The sequence below is a fragment of the bacterium genome (assembly GCA_009926305.1).
GTDB lineage: Bacteria > Bdellovibrionota_C > UBA2361 > UBA2361 > RFPC01 > RFPC01.
This window is the reverse complement of record RFPC01000053.1, coordinates 1-17,268: the sequence shown is the minus strand read 5'-3', so window position 1 is coordinate 17,268 and position 17,268 is coordinate 1. Positions and strand designations below refer to the sequence as shown.

Below are 17,268 nucleotides of genomic sequence, written 5' to 3'. Positions count from 1 at the left end.
CCTTTCTCCATATTTTTATCTCCTTTCTCCATATTTTTATCTCCTTTCTCCATATTTTTATCGAGGCTCCGTTTTTGCCTTGAGTTCTCCTCAGCGTTCGTCGAAAGCCCCTTGCACCGTCCATTTAACTATGTGCATCTTTGAATCTCAAAGAGCATCTATCGTTAGGAGTTGTGTTCACGTCTAAAACCATGGGGTTACTATGATTAAGCTACGACAGGTAATGACTTCGTTTTGTATACTCGGAGTTTTCGCGTTTTCCGGTATCGGACTACTCGGCAGCCTTCCCTCTACTGCTCATGCATCGGGAAGCTATGCAAGCCGACCTCCAAAGCCGCCAACATCCGCTAAGGCACAATATGTGCTTGGCAAGAGCATTTTTGAAGGAAATGCATCACTTACTGGTGGTGGAGACGCCGCATCACAGAAAGCAGAACTCTCTGGTCTTCAAGGAGCACTTCCTGAGTCAGCAAAAGCAAATCTGACTGGTCTTGCCGGCAAGCTTTCTGACAAGGAGATGTCTGCCCTTAAGGTATATCTGAAGAAGCGCTTTCTTATTAACTAGGTAGAGCGATTACTTTGAAAAAGTTTAAAAGGAGATCCGAAATGAAGATTTATTCTAGACTACTAGTAGGGTTTGCTGCTTTGTTGCTCTACCCAGTTGGGCAAGCAACAGCTCAAAGCCCATGGCTTCCTGGAGAAGGGAACAAATCTGTTTTCTTCGACTACACATATGAAGAGATCCCAGAATACTGGAAGGGAAGTGCTCTTCGACCAAATATCGACCGTGGAGGACGATTTAATCACCTGACTCAGCAGACCTTCACTTTTGGATATGAGCAAGGTCTGTCAGATGAGCTCGCTCTTGACGTGAGCGTTGGCTACACGCGACTCAATGCTGGTGGTGGAGTAGGAATTGCAAATGGTATGGACGATACTCGTGTAGGTATCCGATATGCACTCATTGACGAGTTCGCTGAGGATGCGGGCGATTGGACACCTACGGTAACGTGGTTCTCTCGACTCACAATGCCAGGCTCTTACCCACAAGAGGGATACGACACGCACTTTTGCTCGGCTGGAGACAAGGCGTGGGGATTTGAAAATGGATTTCGTCTCGGTAAGGTGATCAATGATTGGTTCGGTGTCTACGGCTCGCTCAGCTATGCAGTGAAAGAGGGAGGGCAGCCAGAGGAGATCAACAGCAGCTTTGGAATGTACGGCTCAATTACTGACCGGCTTACTTTCACTGCTGATATCGGACACCAACATGCGCTTGGTGGACCGGACTTCTTCGGACCAGGATGGAGCAAGGAATCAACGGCTCGTTCGAAGGAGCGATTCACGAACGTCGTTGGTGGACTGAACTACTTCTTTGAATCCGGACTTGCGCTCAGCCTCCGATACGGAGAAACAATTGACGGTGAAAACACTGGTAAGAAAGATCCGTTGGTTGCTTCTACCATCAGCTACTCGTTCCGATAGAACGACACGGCTGGCTGTAAAGAGCGGTGTTAGCTCCCTTCCTCCCTTGATGGGATGGCTCTCTTAACGAGTAGCCACCTCAAGAAGGAGCGGGGGAGCTCACCGCTCTTTATGCTGATGTACTATGGATTACGCACCGGAAGCCCTGCGTTTTTCCAGGCTTTTTCAGGGTGAGCTCACTAAAATAGGAGTGCACACTGGTTTCAATATCAGCCAGACTCGAGAGCCGTTTTATAGCATCAAAGAATTTTCTTCCAATGAGTGAATTTCGCGAAAACCATGTGGAGAACTCTTTAAAGGCACCGACTTTCGATCCTGTTTTTGTCTTGGTCTCTTGTTCTTTAAGGTAAGAGAGGTAGTCAAGGGCAAACGCATAGAGGAGAGATACACGCTCGTCCTCTTGAATAGAGAGCTCGCCACTATTAAGAAACTCCCTAAGGTCTCTAAACAGAAACGGATTGACCATCACCCCTCGTCCACACATTACCCCAGCAACGCCGGTGTCTAACATGCGAATGGCTTCTTCTACCGAAAAGATATCACCGTTTCCAACAACAGGATATGGAAGCGTTGTGGCAGCTTGGTGAAGGGGCCTTAGCTGAAGAGCCTCGGGATCATAGCTCCCCTTCTTTGTTCTCGCGTGGATTGTCAATAAGTCGAGGGGAAGTTGCGAGAAGGTCTTTAGCAGCATTGAAAAATCGCTACTTGAGTCATATCCAATTCGTGTTTTCATTGAGAGCCTCCCATCTGGATGCGCTGCTCGCGTTTCGCAAACCATACGAGAGAGTTTATCTGGTTCTTTCAGGAGTGCCGCTCCTGCGCCATGGGCATTTACTTTACGCGAAGGACAACCGACGTTAATATCAATCCAATCCCTGGAGGTAATCACCCCCCTCTTTCGCAACATCCGAATGAGACGAGCGAGAGTCTCTGGTTCAGATGCCATAAATTGAATTTGTAACAATCCAGTATCGTGGCGGTGTATCGGTTTGATCCTCTGGTTGGGGCTTGTAATTCGTATAAATTCCGTAGCAACGGTATCCACTCCACCGATATCAAGGATTAACTGTCGTATGCCCCCATTCGTTAGTCCCTCCATTGGTGCAAGCATGAGGAGCGGAGAGGGAGGAGATGAGGGGAGATTAAGCAACATGAGAGGTGCGAGTTGATAATTCACTTAAAGAGGGAAGGATGAGAAACCCCACGTTCAATGAGTTTACGCGCTTCCTCTGGAGAAAATCCAGCATTTGCCCAATCGGATGCCTCTTTGGGAGTAAACTCCGCCTGATACCATCCAGTCGCCTCCTCTGGGGGAAAGTGCCAAGACTTCCAAAGCCCTGCCACAGAGGAAATAGGAACGCCACCTTGCATCCAGATCTGAGCTTCCAACGGAGATATTTTATAGGCATTCCAGTGTCCAGCCTCGTGGGGCGGAATACCGAGTTGCTCCCACTGCTCACTCTCTTCCTGAGGAATGTTCGCATCATCAAAAGAGAAGGTTTTTTTATACGCTGCACAGAGAAGCATGAGATCGAATGCTTGGGTTCGTAGGAGACCCGGCATAGCAATGATTTCTCCGAACAGTGCATGATAAAACTCGAGTGGCAGATCGGAATAGCCTTGAAAGGCGACAATAAAAGAGTTCACATGTTCAAGATCTTTCTCACTTGACTTTACGCCGATGCGAAATCTTGCGCTCTCTTCTGTATTACCGAAATGTTTATAGAGTTTATAAAAGCAGCGAAAGTAGTTGTCGCGAGCGTACGTTTGCTTCCCTAAAACAGCGAGGAGGATCGCAATCCTATTGCGTGGAACTTCATCAAATTGTTTTTGAGTGAGTATCGAATCCAAATCTGTCGCCAAAGCTTTCATATCAGAGATGAGTTCGCGGCTCATGGCGAATACCTTCTTGCCCTCACTACTTTTCGGTTCATCCCATTCGAGCTGAAGGATTGGCTTTCCGCTCAGGGTTTGTTCAAGCCACTGACTGACCTCTTGAATCTTTTGTTGGAGTTCTTTGGCCTCTTCCTCATTCATTGAGGTAGAACCCAGTCGCTTGAGAATATTTTGATATGCAAACTCACCCTGGAGCGCAGAGATTACGTACGAGAGGATAGAATGTGAGAATTCAATATCTTTGGTAATAACGCTCATTCAAATCCTCTTCACAGTTGTGTTGTTCTATTGTTGGCTTTTCTAATTTAGACTTAAAAAATAATGGATTTTCAGCAACTTAAAAAGACCAACGTTCTTTCACAATTTTCAAACAACTTTATCCACTAGTTATTCACAGGTGTGAAAAAAGAAATACATAGATGGTTATTCAGTTAATTCAGAAACTTATGCATATAACGATGTTATTTTTTGAGGAATTGAGATTTTAATTATGGACACAAAGCCCTTCCTGACCGTATATCTGGTGGTGGAAAGGTTAGCAAACCCCAACATATTGTGTCTCTGAGAGCTGGTGTACAAAATGACGCTACAGGTGAGCCTTGCCGAACAACAGCCGTAGAGGGGGGGGCAGATCGGGCTCAAAAGAGCGGAGAGGTCTTCCCAAGTGGCTCGTGTCTTCCCAAGTGGCTCATGGTCATTATCAGGAAGATTCAGATGTAGAGCAGCACTGGGTTGTAGAGCAGCACTGGGTTGTAGAGCAGCACTGGGGAAGCGAAAAACCGAACCGAGTAATCGCGAAGAGAAGGGTCGCGAAAAGAAGAATTAAGAAGCGCGAAGTGAAGAAAATATAGAGGAGAGGATCCGTTATGTTAGGTGGCTCAAGCAGTGAAGAGGGAAAAAGGATTGAAGGGCATCACAAGGTTGCAGCAGAGGTTACGGTAACAAAAACCCCCGCAGAAGCCATGATCGTTTCGCATCAAACTGGCAGTTCATCACCTCAGTCACCAGATGAATGTACCGTAGTAAAGAGAGACGGAATGCTCGTGCCGTTTCGTCGAGATAGAATCAGAAGAGCCATAGAGCTCGCATTTCGAGCAACCCGTGACATTCCAGAAAGTGAGCCGCTGCCGAAAGACATTTACAAAGCAGTCCAAGCAACAGCAGAAAAGGTAACAGAGGAGTGCTTTCAAGCAGCACAACGGGGCGCATGTCTTACCGTGGAGGGAATTCAAGATACGGTAGAGCGGATGCTTTTAGATGAAGGACATTATGAAGTCGGAAGGAAGTATATAGCGTACCGAGATGACAGAAGGCTACGCCGTGAAGACTCCCCTCGCAGTCTAAAGATTTATCGACGAGACGGGAGCACGCTCGTTCGCTTCAATCCCCTGAAAATTGCTTCAGCAGTAGAGAAGGCATTCCGAGCAACATACAAGATTGAAGGACCTACCCCGCAGGAAGTTATTGATGCAGTAAACTTGCTGACCTCAAGAGTCGTGAAAGGAGCGGTTGAGGCTTGTCGTAATGGGGAGGCGCTGCACATAGAACTCGTTCAAGACGAGATCGAGCGGCAGATGATGGCAGAAGGGTATTTTCAGGTCGCTAAGGACTTCATCATCTACCGTACATCAAGAGCGATTGCTCGTGAACAAGAGCGAAGTGGAAGAATTCCTACTGCAGCTGCCGCTACTGAGCATCAGGGAGGGGTTCCAAGTGCTGAAACCTCTCAGGTAGAGCTCGCTATAACAGACCCAGGAAAGATTTTTACCGTAACAGCAAAAGACGGAGGTTCCTTTGAGCTGAGTGAAGGAGAATTGCGCCGTCGAATTGCATACGCATGTAGAGGGCTAGAGCAAGTAGTTGATCCAGAGACTATTTTGGAGGACTCGCTCAATAATTTCTATGAGGGAGTAAAGATTGAGGAAGTCGATTTCTCTAATATCATGGCGGCAAAGGCGCGTATTGAGAAAGAGCCAAGTTACTCAAATGTTGCAGCGCGTCTCTTATTGGATGTGATGTATCGCGCCACACTAGGAGTCGATGCACATAGCCCAGAACTCGAGGCAACGCATCGCTCGTATTTTAAAACCTATCTCAAGAAGGCTATAGAGCTTGAACGAATCGATCCTCGATTAATGGAGTTCGATCTTGATGCTATTTCATCGGCTCTACAGCTCGATAGGGATCAGCAGTTTGCATATCTGGGGCTGCAAACCTTGTATGACCGTTATCTTATTCACCACGAGGGACATAGACTTGAAACGCCGCAGATTTTCTGGATGCGGGTGGCAATGGGTCTTTCTATCAACGAGGGTGAAGAGAAAGAGGCAAGAGCAATAGAGTTCTACAATGTTCTTTCAAAGTTTCTCTTCATATCCAGCACACCAACGTTGTTCAATGCTGGAACACTCCATCCACAGCTGAGCTCATGCTATCTCTCAACGGTTATGGATGATCTTAAGCATATCTTCAAGGTGGTAGCAGATGATGCGCAGCTCTCGAAGTGGGCTGGTGGGCTTGGCAATGATTGGACAAACGTCCGTGCCACAGGCTCATGGATTAAGGGCACGAATGGAACGAGTCAGGGAGTGATCCCCTTCTTGAAGGTGGCAAACGATACGGCAGTAGCAGTAAATCAGGGCGGTAAGCGTAAGGGTGCGATGTGTGCCTATCTTGAGACGTGGCACCTGGATATCGAGGATTTTCTCGAGTTGAGGAAGAACACTGGAGATGAGCGTCGACGAACTCACGACATGAATACAGCAAACTGGATACCTGATTTGTTCATGAAGCGTGTAACTGAGAATGGAACATGGACGCTCTTTAGCCCGAGCGACGTTCCCGATCTGCATGACCTCTATGGGAAAGCGTTTAATGAGCGTTACGAGCAGTACGAGCGGATGACAGAAACTGGAGAGTTGAAGCTTTTTAAGCGCATAGAGGCTGTGACGCTATGGCGAAAGATGCTGAGTATGCTCTTTGAAACAGGACATCCTTGGATAACATTTAAAGATCCATCGAATATTCGTTCTCCACAAGATCATACTGGAGTGGTTCATAGCTCCAATCTCTGCACAGAGATCTTACTCAATACATCAGCCGACGAAACAGCGGTGTGTAATCTTGGTTCGGTAAACATTCATGCGCACTTAACAGCTGGAGCGATAGATCTAGAGCTTCTCAGCGGAACCGTGCGAACGGCAATGCGGATGCTTGATAACGTAATCGATATCAACTTCTATCCGACAGAGGAGGCTCGGCGTGCCAACTTAAGGCATCGTCCGGTTGGACTTGGCTTGATGGGGTTTCAAGATGCGCTGTACGAGCTTGGTGTCAGTTATGCAAGTCAAGAGGCCGTACGGTTTGCTGATGAGAGCATGGAGGCAGTCTCGTACTACGCTATCTTGGCATCTACTGAGCTTGCAGCCGAGCGTGGACACTATGAAACCTTCGATGGGTCAAAATGGAGCAGAGGGATACTGCCGATCGACTCGCTTGATCTGTTAGCAGAAGAGCGTGGTGGAGATGCCCTTGATGTGGATCGGAGCGCGAAGCTTGACTGGAGTATCGTAAGAGATGCTGTAAAGCGTAATGGCATGAGGAATAGCAACACGATGGCGATAGCGCCAACAGCTACGATCTCTAATATTACGGGTGTTACACAATCAATTGAGCCTTCATACAAGCATCTCTTTGTGAAATCCAATCTCTCGGGAGAATTTACGATTAGTAACATTCACCTCGTCAAGCAGCTCAAGCAGCTTGGAATGTGGGATGAGGAAATGATCGATGATCTGAAATATTTTGATGGATCCATTCTAGAAATTGAAAGGATTCCAGACGAAGTGAAACAAATATTCCTGACGGCATTTGAAATCGAGCCTGAGTGGATTATTGAGTGTGCTAGCAGGCGGCAAAAGTGGATTGATATGGGGCAGTCTCTTAATCTCTATCTGGCTGAGCCAAGTGGAAAGAAGTTGAACGACATGTACACTATGGCTTGGAAGAAGGGACTAAAAACAACCTATTACCTCCGCTCTTTGGGTGCTACTCAAATTGAAAAATCTACAATGGATATAAACCGTCGAGGATTGCAACCACGGTGGATGAAGAATAAGTCAGCATCGTCGGAGATAAAAGTAGATAGGACAGAGGATAAGGGGGCTGCTGATAAACCATCATCGCCCGCAATGCCGAAGGAAGTCTGTAACCTCGATGGTGATTGCGAAAGCTGTCAGTAATTGCAAGAGCTCTTGGGGATTGCAAGAGCTCTTAGGGATTGGAGCAAAAAGAAGAAGGTAGGTATTAAAAGAGGAGAAAAGCTATGTTGAACTTTGATGATGCAAATGGCAGTGGGGATGAGACAACAGGAAATGATGAATCTGCTGGCTCAGAGCAGCGATTTATTGCCTCACAAAAACGACTCATCAATAACAGTAAGGTTGATGTAAATCAGCTGATGCCTCTCAAGTATAAGTGGGCATGGGAGCACTATCTCAATGGATGTGCAAATAACTGGCTGCCAACAGAAGTGCCGATGTCAAAAGATATCGACTTATGGAAGTCAGATAAGCTGACAGAGGATGAGCGGCGAGTAATCATGAGAAATCTTGGGTTCTTTAGTACAGCAGAGAGCCTTGTAGGAAATAACATCATTCTTGCGATTTTTAAGCATGTAACGAACGCAGAATGTCGTCAGTATTTGCTACGACAAGCATTCGAAGAAGCTGTTCATACACATACCTTCCACTACATTGTTGAATCTCTCTCTCTCGATCAGGGCGAGGTCTTCAATATGTACAATGAAGTCAACTCTATTCACGGGAAAGATAAGTTTGAGATGGAGCTCACGGCTGATGTCTGCCGCGATGACTTCTCAACAGAAACAACAGAAGGAGTTCAAAAATTTCTTGAGAACCTCGTAGGGTTCTATGTTGTAATGGAAGGGATCTTCTTTTACAGCGGTTTTGTAATGATGTTATCGTTCCTTCGCCAAAATCGGATGACTGGAGTCGGAGAGCAGTTCCAGTACATCTTGCGAGATGAGACAATACACCTGAACTTCGGCATAGACTTGATTAATAGTATCAAGGCAGAGAATCCAGAGGCATGGACTCCAGATTTTCAAGATCATATCGTTGATATCATAAGACAAGCAGTTGAGCTTGAATATCAGTACGCGGTTGATTGCTTGCCTCGGGGTATTTTAGGGCTTAGTGCTCCAATGTTCCGCGAATATGTACAGCATATAGCAGATAGAAGATTGGAGAGAATCGGGCTACCTACGCAATACGGCTCTAAGAATCCATTCCCATGGATGAGCGAAACAATTGACCTCGGAAAAGAAAAGAACTTCTTTGAAACTCGAGTAACAGAATATCAGGGAGCTGGATCGTTGTCTTGGTAAGTACAACGAATCAGCTGTTATTCTCCTGGCCAGTGCGAAGTGGATCTTATTTGCTAATCTTCCAACTTTGCACTGGCACTTCTTTTTTCATTGCGCATCTTCTTCTCTTCATACAATTCGTCTCTATCATAGCTTGGGCAGACGAGCCGGTTAGGGTTGCGTCTAAGGGAGTTCGGGAGACAGTCGTTCATGCTGCTAGAGAGGTATCAGTACATGTGCCTGAAAGCCTCTGGTCCTATAAGCAGTATGACCTTGCCTTTGGCTCGGGACTCGCCCTCGGAGAAAATGGACTGCTTTGGGGAGTTACCGACAGAGGGCCTATTATTGGAGAGGATTGCCAGGAGGGAGTGGTATGCAATGGATTGCGATATGCGCTAGACGATTTTTCTCCCCTTATCGTTTCTCTCCACCAATCAACACATTCTCATGAGTATCAAGCGAACAGTGCTATTCCCATACATGAGACTCTCTTAGAAAAAAACAGCATGCCAGGTAAGCGGCCTGGCCTGATATGCAATCAAGAGCATCTTCTTGATCCAGAAGGCGTTGCGATCGACCAGGATGGATATTTTTGGATCGTTGAGGAGTCGAATCCAGCATTGTTGAAAGTTCATCCACAATCCGGTGCTATTCAAAGACGGTATGTGGTAGGTAATGGGCTACCTCACATATTAAAATATTCACAGCAAAACAAAAGCTTTGAAGGAATAGCGGTAGCAGAGGATGGAGATCTTTGGATAGCCCTCCAAGCTCCACTCGCACTCGAGCTACAAGACAAAGGACAGGCTTCGGTAATTCGCTTGGTGAAGTTCTCGCCAGAGAGTGAGAGAGCCGAGATGTATGCGTATTCATTACATCATATATCACCCTCTCATCGTCAGGAGGTGAAAGTTTCTGCTATTGAGGCGATTTCTGATAGCAGGCTTTTACTATTGGAAAGAGTACATGATGGAGAATCAGAGCGATCGTATCTGACGCTATTGAGCTACAAGGGACTTGTTCCATTAAAAGAACAAAAAAAGAAAAAGAAAGAAATAGAATCAAGAACATCGCTAGCTAAATTCGAAGATAGCCTCCTTAAGACAATTTCACGAACTCCACTTCAAGACGAGTGGTGTGGTGGTTTTCGGAAATTTGAAGGAATGGCTTACGACGCGAAGAGAAGCGAGTTTATCCTAGTACAGGATACTGATTTTGGTGTTACAGACGAAGAGTCATGTGAACCCTCCTCTTCTTCCGGAACGACGTTATGTATTTTAAACATATCACTTGCGAGTGCGTTTTCTTAGTTGCAATCCGATAGTAAGCAGGAGTACGCCAAACGAAATGAGCGCCCATTCATAGACATATAAGAGGTGAGTAGCCGACGGTACAACAGTGCTAAAGGCTGGTACGGGGTACTCTCTCTCAGGATTTACTCCACCGGAGGTTACCTTATTGAGATCGCTTCCTAGATAAAAAATCTCATTTCGAGTCTCTGAGTTCTTCACTAATTCTTTTGTAGCGATATCGGAGGACGTTGACCGAATAGTTTCTAGGTGAATAGGGAGAAGAGGATAGGGGAGATGATTCTGGAGTAACTCAATATCAACACGGTATCGCTCATCAATCCAATCGGAATCTGAGCCGCGACTGGGCTTTTTATCTTTCGGAGAGAAGAAAGATCGTGGCACCTCACTGATCTTAACGAGTGCTTCAAATGAGGCTCGTGCTGGATGCTGGAACTGTTTACGCGCTTCTCCAGACTTTACAGAGAATGGCAGATAGCCACGATTCACCAGTACGTATTCTTTAGAAGAATCAATTTGTAGTGGCGTGATGACATGAACGCCTGGACCATCTGAATCATCTCTTCGATTCCGTTTTACAAATTCATGTGAGAAATCGAATGTTCCTTCTACAAGAACTCGGCGATGGAGCAGCTGAGAGGCTTTTGCTGGGTCAATGGGGAGGAGCGTCTCGAGCGGAACAGCAGGGAGCTGGAGACGGGCGTCAAGCTCGCTCAGTAGGGACTCTTTCGCCAAATACCGCTCCCATTGCCAATATGAGAGCCGCGCGGTCACGAATATGCAGAGAATCCCCAAAATAGTGATTCGCCACGAGAAGTTAAAGCGTCGATTTTTGGTCATAAATTGTGCTCTTTGAGTGATTATGAGACTTTCCTCCCGCGGGGAGTTGAAAGCTTTCTGGAAAACAATACAATCTTTCCTCGTAGTTATAATATTTATAAAAGAGCCTATGCGACAACTCTACCTTGCTTCAACTGGATATTCGAGGCCAGACACTCGGCTGTTTGATTCTATTTCACTTGGCGATGACGTTGTCTCATTTCCAATTCCCGATATTCGAACTGCTCTCACCCCTGAGTATCTTAGTGAAACAAAGAATGAGGATCCTTTTCAAGTCATGCCTGCTCTTCTTGCTACTCCGACCTCATTAGGAGCTGAAGCAGCACGAGAAGCATTACAATTTGGGAAGAGAGAGCCGCAATCGCTGGGCTTAATATTGGGTGCAACCTGTACCCCTCTTCAAACAACTCCCACGGAGTCTCAGCGTGTTGGAAAAGAATTGGGGGTCAAGATACCTGCTTATGATATTCAAGCAGGAGGTGCTGATTTTGCGTTGCATCTCGAGACTCTTTTGTCATGGAAGGAAAGTAGCTTACCGGAAAATACCCTGATCTTATCCTCACATATACCTACGAGTCGAATTGATTTTCGGGAAGAATCCATTGAGCAGGCAGTGTTTTCTGATGGAGCAGGAGCAGCGGTTGTCTCAACCGTAAAAAGTGATCTCAGAGTGAAAACAGCAGTAGCGAAGACGTTTCCCTCGCTTGGAAAGCATTGGACTATCGATCTTTACGGACATCTTGAGGTAAATCTCGGTATCGAGAGAGAGGTTTTTGTTCCGCGACTGCTGGAATTGATCAATGAGCATGGTTCGCTGATTTCTGAAGATGCATTATTTATAGAATCGCAACTTACTCCGCAGAGCTTCTCCCAGTTACAAGAGGCTGTTGGTATTGGGAAGTGGCATAGCTCTTTTAATGACCTTGGAAACATGTTTGGAGCATCTCCTTTTGCTGCCTTACGATATTTTCAAACCAAAGAAGAGATGGATGCAGAGCAGATTGTAATTCTGCTAAGTGGTGCTGGTCTTTCAATCGGTATTATTATTTTGGAACGGGAGGGATAGGAATGCTCTCAATTCTTGGTATGGGCTTCGCTCACCCGAAAAACGAAATCTACAATTCATTCATTGAAGAACTAGAGATTGGAACAAATGAGGAGTGGATACTCGATAAAATCGGTATTAAAAGACGTCTCACAACTCTTCCAATTAAGTATATTGCTGAGACACGCAATAGCGATCCTCGAAAGGGGAGAGCAATCGCAGATCATAATACGACGAGTCTTGCGGTTGATGCTGCGAAAGGGGCAATTCAATCAGCACAAATTTCTCCAGAGCAGATAGGGCTTATTATTTGTAATACGTGTACGCCTGAGCAGGTAGCTCCGGCGGAATCTCAAAGAATAGCAGCCGAGCTGGGGATTGAAGCTAAGGCGTATGATGTTATATCGGCTTGTCCTGCCTTTGCGTTGCATATGAGTTATTTATCGAATTACGAGGAGTCGGCTCTACCGGATTACGTTCTTTGTGTATCGGCTGCAGTCCTTACTCAGAGTGTGAATTATAATGATCGATCTGATAGCGCCATTTGGGGAGATGGGGCGTCTGCATGGATTGTATCTACCAAGCATCCTGGGAAGTTAAGAATGTTGGACAGTTATTTCACGGCAGATCCAACTCGTTGTGATGCGGTGGTTGTCGATACCTTCGGGCATTTTCATCAGGATGGTCGGGCAGTAAGAGATTTCTCAGTGCGACAGACCGTGAGACTCATAAAACGACTAGAGGTCGAGTATGATATTGACTGGGAGAAAGATATATTTGTGGGTCATCAAGCGAATCGTACGATGCTGGCACAGATTACGAATAATAGAAAAATCCCAGATTCAAATCATTGGTTCAATGTGACAGAGATTGGAAATCAAGCTGGAGCTGGAGCGCCGGCAACTCTTGCTGCGAATTGGGAGAAGATCTGTTCTGGACAAAAAATTGTAGTTGCAGTTGTAGGAGCAGGTTTAAGTTGGGGGTCGGTTCTGTTTGAAGCTGTTTAGCCAGCAGTTGCATTGCACTTCGAAAGAGTTTAAGTCGAATGAGCGCTGGCAACTTTTCCTGATTTATCTGGAGTGCCTCCAATGATGGTTCCGATAATAATCAGAGCTACAATAAATACCTCACTATCTCCAAAATTGTATTCGAATAATCCGGCAATTTGCCATGATAAAACTCCGCAACCAAGGGCAAGCTGGAGATAGCGGAATTCTGATGGCAGCTTTTTCGAAAACGACAGAATAAGAATAGCTCCGATCCACCAGAGGTAACTTACAATTCCAAGCCAACCGAGTTCAACGATAATGTTAATGAGATTGCTGTGAAAGTGATTCATATTACTGGGGATATCGTGTGAAAACTGCTCTATAAGCCGAGAGTTTTGAAATCCAATTCCCAAGGGATACCGGACCAATAGTTCTCCTCCAAGTTGCCAGATCTCACCACGACCACCTACCATGAGAAAATGCTCCAGTGAATTAAGGAGCCGAGTTCGAATTGGTTGTAGGAGGAGCAATGCAAAAATAACAGGGATGATGCCAAGTAAGTATCGGGGTCTGATGGTAATAAGAAGAAGAACGAGACCGATGGTTACACCGATCCAGGGCCCGCGCTTCATATTGATTACTAATGCGGCGCATACGAGCGGAAGGACAAATTCAGACAGAAAGGCATAGAGTCGAGCTTCAACATGGATGGTGCCTCGTAGGCGCATGAGAAGATAGCAGTGCTTAATCAGAAGGAAACTCGACAGAGAGAAGAGACAGAGAGTCGTTATGGGCGAAAGGCTTAGCGAGTTGGAGAGCCCCAGGAAGATAAGGAGTAAAAAAGTAATCAATCCCGTAAAGAGCGTCTTCATAATTGATTCTGAACTTCTCTGCTTAATCTCTCCTCCAATACAGAGGGCAATGATTACAAAGAGACCGATTCCAAGCTGCCCAGCTTCGGAAACTTGACCGTGGGGATAAGAGAAGAGCACGTTTGGAAATGCTGATTCTAATATCGTATGAAGAGATTCAATTGAAAAACCAATGGTAAGAGCCAGCAATATAGTTCGCATATAATTTCTTTCGCGAAGGAGGGCATAGAAGGGAATCAATAGAAACATCCCTGCAAGGCTAAGCCCCTTCGTAATGCTTCTTCCTGTATCGAGTCCGAATAGTGAGGAATACAGGATGCAAAAGACAAAAAAAAGTGCAGGAATGATCGTCTTTGGATAGCGATGAAGTGCTTGTTTGAGATTCGTACGCTCAGAGTAGCCATACCACAGTAGGCCAGGAATTATGGCAAAATATGTCAGAGACAACTTGATGGGTATTAGTGCTGCAGCAAGAGTACCGGTCAGTGCAAGAAATGATATCGTATGAGTCATAGAACAAATTACTTGCTTTGAATGGTTACCGACTTCGTATCTTCTTCCTTCCAGACATCATTCGTCCGAGTTCGCTTGGAGGGCTTCCTCCTTTATTCTTCTCTGCTTCTTGCATTGCGGATACTAGTTCATTGGTAGAAAAAGAAAAGCTGGCGCCAGACGGCTGTTCTGCAGAAGGTTTTTGAGCCACGTGGCCAGCAGGTTTTTTGTGTCTCCAATCTGCCTGAATAACGACTCCTTCTCGAAAAAGAACCTCTCTACCACTAGAGAAGCGCCACAGACTCTCTCTCTTGGATTCACGTTCTATTTTCTCAAAAGGAAATCCCAGTTGGGTTATAATATCGGAAGGAGAAAGCCCCAGCATGGATTCTGCTTCAGCAAGTGCGAGGTAGGGAAGCAGGAGAAATGTAACACCCATTGATACTAAGAGGAGTTTCCTTACACTTCCGATGAGATTATTCGATTTGGATGAATACCTCATTCATCGTCTTCCTCGGGATCAAATCCAGCGAGTATGTCTTGAGCGAACTGAGCAACGAGCGGCGCTGGATTGTCAGCAAGTACGTCTTTAAGAAAGTTCATGGTCGCCTCTTCATATCCAACGTGGTCAATTGCATCAACGAGCATTTTCTTATCTTTTTCCGGGTCAGAGGAATTTGTTAATGCATCAAAGACAAGTACTACGCCATCATTCCCATAATTCAGTAGTGATTTTACTGCTAGGTGGGAATATTCATCGCGTTTCAGCACAAGTTCTTGAAGGTATGGAAGGGTCGCTTCATCAGGAATCATTTCTCCAAGCCCTATTCCTAAATCATAATACCCATCAGTTTCTTTTCGTGAAACGGTATGTTCATAGAGTGTTTGTGCCGCAAACTTACTTCCTTGATTGGTTATTGCTGCAATAGAGGACTCTTGTAAGAGCTCGTTTTTATCTTCAAGAAAATTTGCGAGAAGCTTAACGACTTTATCATCACCGAGTGCAAGTTCTAGAGACTCGGCAAAAATATCGGCATCATCTTCATTGGAGGCTTCACGAATTGAATTGATGAGAGTCTCAATATTCTCGGGGCGACCACTGATTGCAAGAACCTCCGAGTAGTATGCCTTTTCATCTTCATTCGCATCAGGCTTTAGCATAAGACTGATTACTTGCTGGTAGAGCGAATCGCAAAAGGCACAATCTTCTCCCAGAAGAGAGAATTGTTCGAGAATGATATCATCATACTCTTCAGCGCCTGCTTGGATAGCAGCGAGTGCTTCCTGAGCGTTCGTATAAATTTCTGTTGCTGGACGAGTATCGAGTTCCTCAACGTTCTCTAGTTCGATATCTGAAAAGTCAGTGATCGTTCCTTCATTAGACATCGATGCAGTTAAGTCTTTATTGCCCGAGACCTCTTGGACATCGGTCTCTTTTACAGGTGAGGTAGTAGAGGCCGATGGAGATTCTGGGGCCTTCATTACGCTGAATACCAGCAAAGCTACTAGTATTATACCGAGAAGAAGAAGGAGAGTTTTTTTCGGGTTTTTTGTCATGTGTACTCTTGCGGCTAGAATTCGTTTTTCCTGGTCTTATTGTATACAGGGAACCCGTCTAATGAAAAACCCCGAACTGAACCTGATGAAGAAAACACGGCTAAATCCAGCCAGAGTAGCTATAATCGTGCTTTACCGTTGTTGAGTCTTATCAAAGAGCGCGGATTATCGATAATTCAGATTTGGCTGTAGCCAACGCTCTATCTCTTCAATCGATATGCCCTTCCACTGACTTTGCCCAGCCCAAAGTAGTGTGAGCGAGGATGGGAGAAGTAGAGACCAGAGACGGCAGCAGCTGGATACATTGCGAAGTTCTCAGTAAGGGAAATACCGATGTCCTCACACCTGAGAAGTTTAAATAGAGTCGCTTTCTCGGTATGATCTGGACATGCTGGATATCCGGCAGCAGGACGAATTCCTTGATATCGCTCACGGACGAGTTGACGTGGTGTTAGGTGCTCATCTGGAGCATACCCCCAGTAGTCTTTTCGAATGAGATGGTGAAGATACTCGGCAAAGGCCTCTGCCAGTCGATCAGCAATCGCTTTCACCATAATCGCATTATAGTCGTCATATTCTGCCTCATATTTTTTGAGGAGAGTTTCAATGCCGATTCCTGCAGTGACCGCAAATGCACCGATATAATCTGGAATCTTTTCCTCCTTGGGAGCAACAAAGTCAGCCAGTGCAATATTACTCTGCTCACTGCGCTTCCTCGTCTGTTGTCGAAGAGAGTGAAAAACCGCACAAGTCTCAGAACGACTTTCATCGGTATAAAGTTCAATATCATCATGGCCGATAGAATTTGCGGGAAAGAGTCCAAAGACTCCTCGAGCCTCAAGAGACCGATCGACAATAATCTCTCGAAGCATTGCTAGAGCATCATCGTGTATTTTTCGAGCCTCTTGACCTACTTTGGGGGACTCAAAGATATCTGGATATGAGCCCTTTAGATTCCAAGTAAGAAAAAATGGTGTCCAGTCTATGAATTCGCTGATTATCTCTAGAGAAACATTATTCAGGATATGAATCCCTGGCTTGCGTGGTACAGGTGGAGTGTAGCATCCCCAATCAATTTCGAGTTTATTGAAACGTGCTTCTTCCAGAGTGCAGTAGTCACGTTGTTGTTGCCGAGTAAGGTGCTCTTGCTGAAGTCGTTTATAGTCTTCATTCGTCTCGTTAACAAATGTATCTTTTAAAGTAGAGGAGAGAAGGCTGTTTACGACGGGCACACTTCGAGAAGCATCTTCTACATGAATACACGGGCCTGAGTAGCGAGGAGCAATTTTTACAGCAGTATGTTTTCGTGAAGTAGTGGCGCCTCCTATCAGAATAGGGAGCGTTAGCTGTTGACGCTCCAGCTCACTGGCGACATGTACCATTTCATCGAGTGATG

Annotated in this window: 14 protein-coding genes; 7 read left to right on the top strand and 7 right to left on the bottom strand. The window is 45.6% G+C overall.

The features are described from left to right. The first annotated feature begins 202 nt into the window (after positions 1–202). A complete protein-coding gene (locus EBR25_09220) occupies positions 203–565 on the top strand; it encodes a hypothetical protein (protein NBW41167.1) in 363 nt (120 codons plus the stop codon). A gap of 41 nt (positions 566–606) precedes the next feature. Next, positions 607–1,485 carry a hypothetical protein gene (locus tag EBR25_09215; GenBank protein ID NBW41166.1) on the top strand — a complete coding sequence of 293 codons (879 nt, stop codon included), beginning with the start codon at positions 607–609 and terminating at the stop codon, positions 1,483–1,485. 109 nt (positions 1,486–1,594) lie between these two features. On the opposite strand, the gene EBR25_09210 is transcribed toward EBR25_09215, so the two are convergent. Beyond that, on the bottom strand, positions 1,595–2,662 hold the full coding sequence (locus EBR25_09210) for a tRNA-dihydrouridine synthase family protein (GenBank protein NBW41165.1): 1,068 nt from the start codon (positions 2,660–2,662) through the stop codon (positions 1,595–1,597). After that, entirely contained in the window at positions 2,659–3,639 is a 981-nt protein-coding gene (locus EBR25_09205) for a hypothetical protein (GenBank protein NBW41164.1), read from the bottom strand. Before EBR25_09205 ends, EBR25_09210 begins: the two co-directional genes overlap by 4 nt. Positions 3,640–4,343: 704 nt before the next feature. Between EBR25_09205 and EBR25_09200 the strand changes: the two genes are divergently transcribed. From EBR25_09200 to EBR25_09190, 3 genes are all read left to right on the top strand, one after another. Continuing rightward, positions 4,344–7,622, top strand: coding sequence for a ribonucleoside-diphosphate reductase subunit alpha (locus EBR25_09200; protein ID NBW41163.1), 3,279 nt, complete (start codon positions 4,344–4,346; stop codon positions 7,620–7,622). 83 nt (positions 7,623–7,705) lie between these two features. Further along, complete coding sequence (locus EBR25_09195) at positions 7,706–8,788, top strand: ribonucleotide-diphosphate reductase subunit beta (protein NBW41162.1); 1,083 nt, start codon at positions 7,706–7,708, stop codon at positions 8,786–8,788. Beyond that, a complete protein-coding gene (locus EBR25_09190) occupies positions 8,758–10,077 on the top strand; it encodes a hypothetical protein (protein ID NBW41161.1) in 1,320 nt (439 codons plus the stop codon). The genes EBR25_09195 and EBR25_09190 overlap by 31 nt, the downstream gene beginning before the upstream one ends. On the opposite strand, the gene EBR25_09185 is transcribed toward EBR25_09190, so the two are convergent. Then, positions 10,054–10,917: an SURF1 family protein gene (locus EBR25_09185; GenBank protein ID NBW41160.1), complete on the bottom strand. Its 864-nt coding sequence runs from the start codon at positions 10,915–10,917 to the stop codon at positions 10,054–10,056. The two genes, EBR25_09190 and EBR25_09185, sit on opposite strands and share 24 nt — an antisense overlap. A gap of 22 nt (positions 10,918–10,939) precedes the next feature. Between EBR25_09185 and EBR25_09180 the strand changes: the two genes are divergently transcribed. Continuing rightward, positions 10,940–11,983 (top strand): hypothetical protein, encoded by a 1,044-nt coding sequence (locus EBR25_09180; GenBank protein ID NBW41159.1) that lies wholly within the window; start codon positions 10,940–10,942, stop codon positions 11,981–11,983. A 2-nt stretch (positions 11,984–11,985) separates the two neighbouring features. After that, complete coding sequence (locus EBR25_09175) at positions 11,986–12,969, top strand: ketoacyl-ACP synthase III (protein ID NBW41158.1); 984 nt, start codon at positions 11,986–11,988, stop codon at positions 12,967–12,969. A 29-nt stretch (positions 12,970–12,998) separates the two neighbouring features. Here the strand turns inward: EBR25_09175 and EBR25_09170 are convergent, their stop codons facing one another. From EBR25_09170 to EBR25_09155, 4 genes are all read right to left on the bottom strand, one after another. Continuing rightward, a complete protein-coding gene (locus EBR25_09170; protein NBW41157.1) occupies positions 12,999–14,336 on the bottom strand; it encodes an O-antigen ligase domain-containing protein in 1,338 nt (445 codons plus the stop codon). A 25-nt stretch (positions 14,337–14,361) separates the two neighbouring features. Further along, positions 14,362–14,817 carry a hypothetical protein gene (locus EBR25_09165; GenBank protein NBW41156.1) on the bottom strand — a complete coding sequence of 152 codons (456 nt, stop codon included), beginning with the start codon at positions 14,815–14,817 and terminating at the stop codon, positions 14,362–14,364. Next, complete coding sequence (locus EBR25_09160; GenBank protein NBW41155.1) at positions 14,814–15,872, bottom strand: hypothetical protein; 1,059 nt, start codon at positions 15,870–15,872, stop codon at positions 14,814–14,816. The genes EBR25_09165 and EBR25_09160 overlap by 4 nt, the downstream gene beginning before the upstream one ends. A gap of 200 nt (positions 15,873–16,072) precedes the next feature. Beyond that, the coding region (locus EBR25_09155; GenBank protein ID NBW41154.1) for a methionine synthase at positions 16,073–17,268 on the bottom strand (1,196 nt) is incomplete at its 5' end.

Coding starts and splice junctions, on each gene's coding strand:
- EBR25_09205 (NBW41164.1), bottom strand. CDS start 3,639: ATGAGCGTTATTACCAAAGATATTGAATTCTCACATTCTATCCTCTCG.
- EBR25_09160 (NBW41155.1), bottom strand. CDS start 15,872: ATGACAAAAAACCCGAAAAAAACTCTCCTTCTTCTTCTCGGTATAATA.
- EBR25_09195 (NBW41162.1), top strand. CDS start 7,706: ATGTTGAACTTTGATGATGCAAATGGCAGTGGGGATGAGACAACAGGA.
- EBR25_09200 (NBW41163.1), top strand. CDS start 4,344: ATGATCGTTTCGCATCAAACTGGCAGTTCATCACCTCAGTCACCAGAT.
- EBR25_09170 (NBW41157.1), bottom strand. CDS start 14,336: ATGACTCATACGATATCATTTCTTGCACTGACCGGTACTCTTGCTGCA.
- EBR25_09185 (NBW41160.1), bottom strand. CDS start 10,917: ATGACCAAAAATCGACGCTTTAACTTCTCGTGGCGAATCACTATTTTG.
- EBR25_09220 (NBW41167.1), top strand. CDS start 203: ATGATTAAGCTACGACAGGTAATGACTTCGTTTTGTATACTCGGAGTT.
- EBR25_09175 (NBW41158.1), top strand. CDS start 11,986: ATGCTCTCAATTCTTGGTATGGGCTTCGCTCACCCGAAAAACGAAATC.
- EBR25_09165 (NBW41156.1), bottom strand. CDS start 14,817: ATGAGGTATTCATCCAAATCGAATAATCTCATCGGAAGTGTAAGGAAA.
- EBR25_09215 (NBW41166.1), top strand. CDS start 607: ATGAAGATTTATTCTAGACTACTAGTAGGGTTTGCTGCTTTGTTGCTC.
- EBR25_09180 (NBW41159.1), top strand. CDS start 10,940: ATGAGACTTTCCTCCCGCGGGGAGTTGAAAGCTTTCTGGAAAACAATA.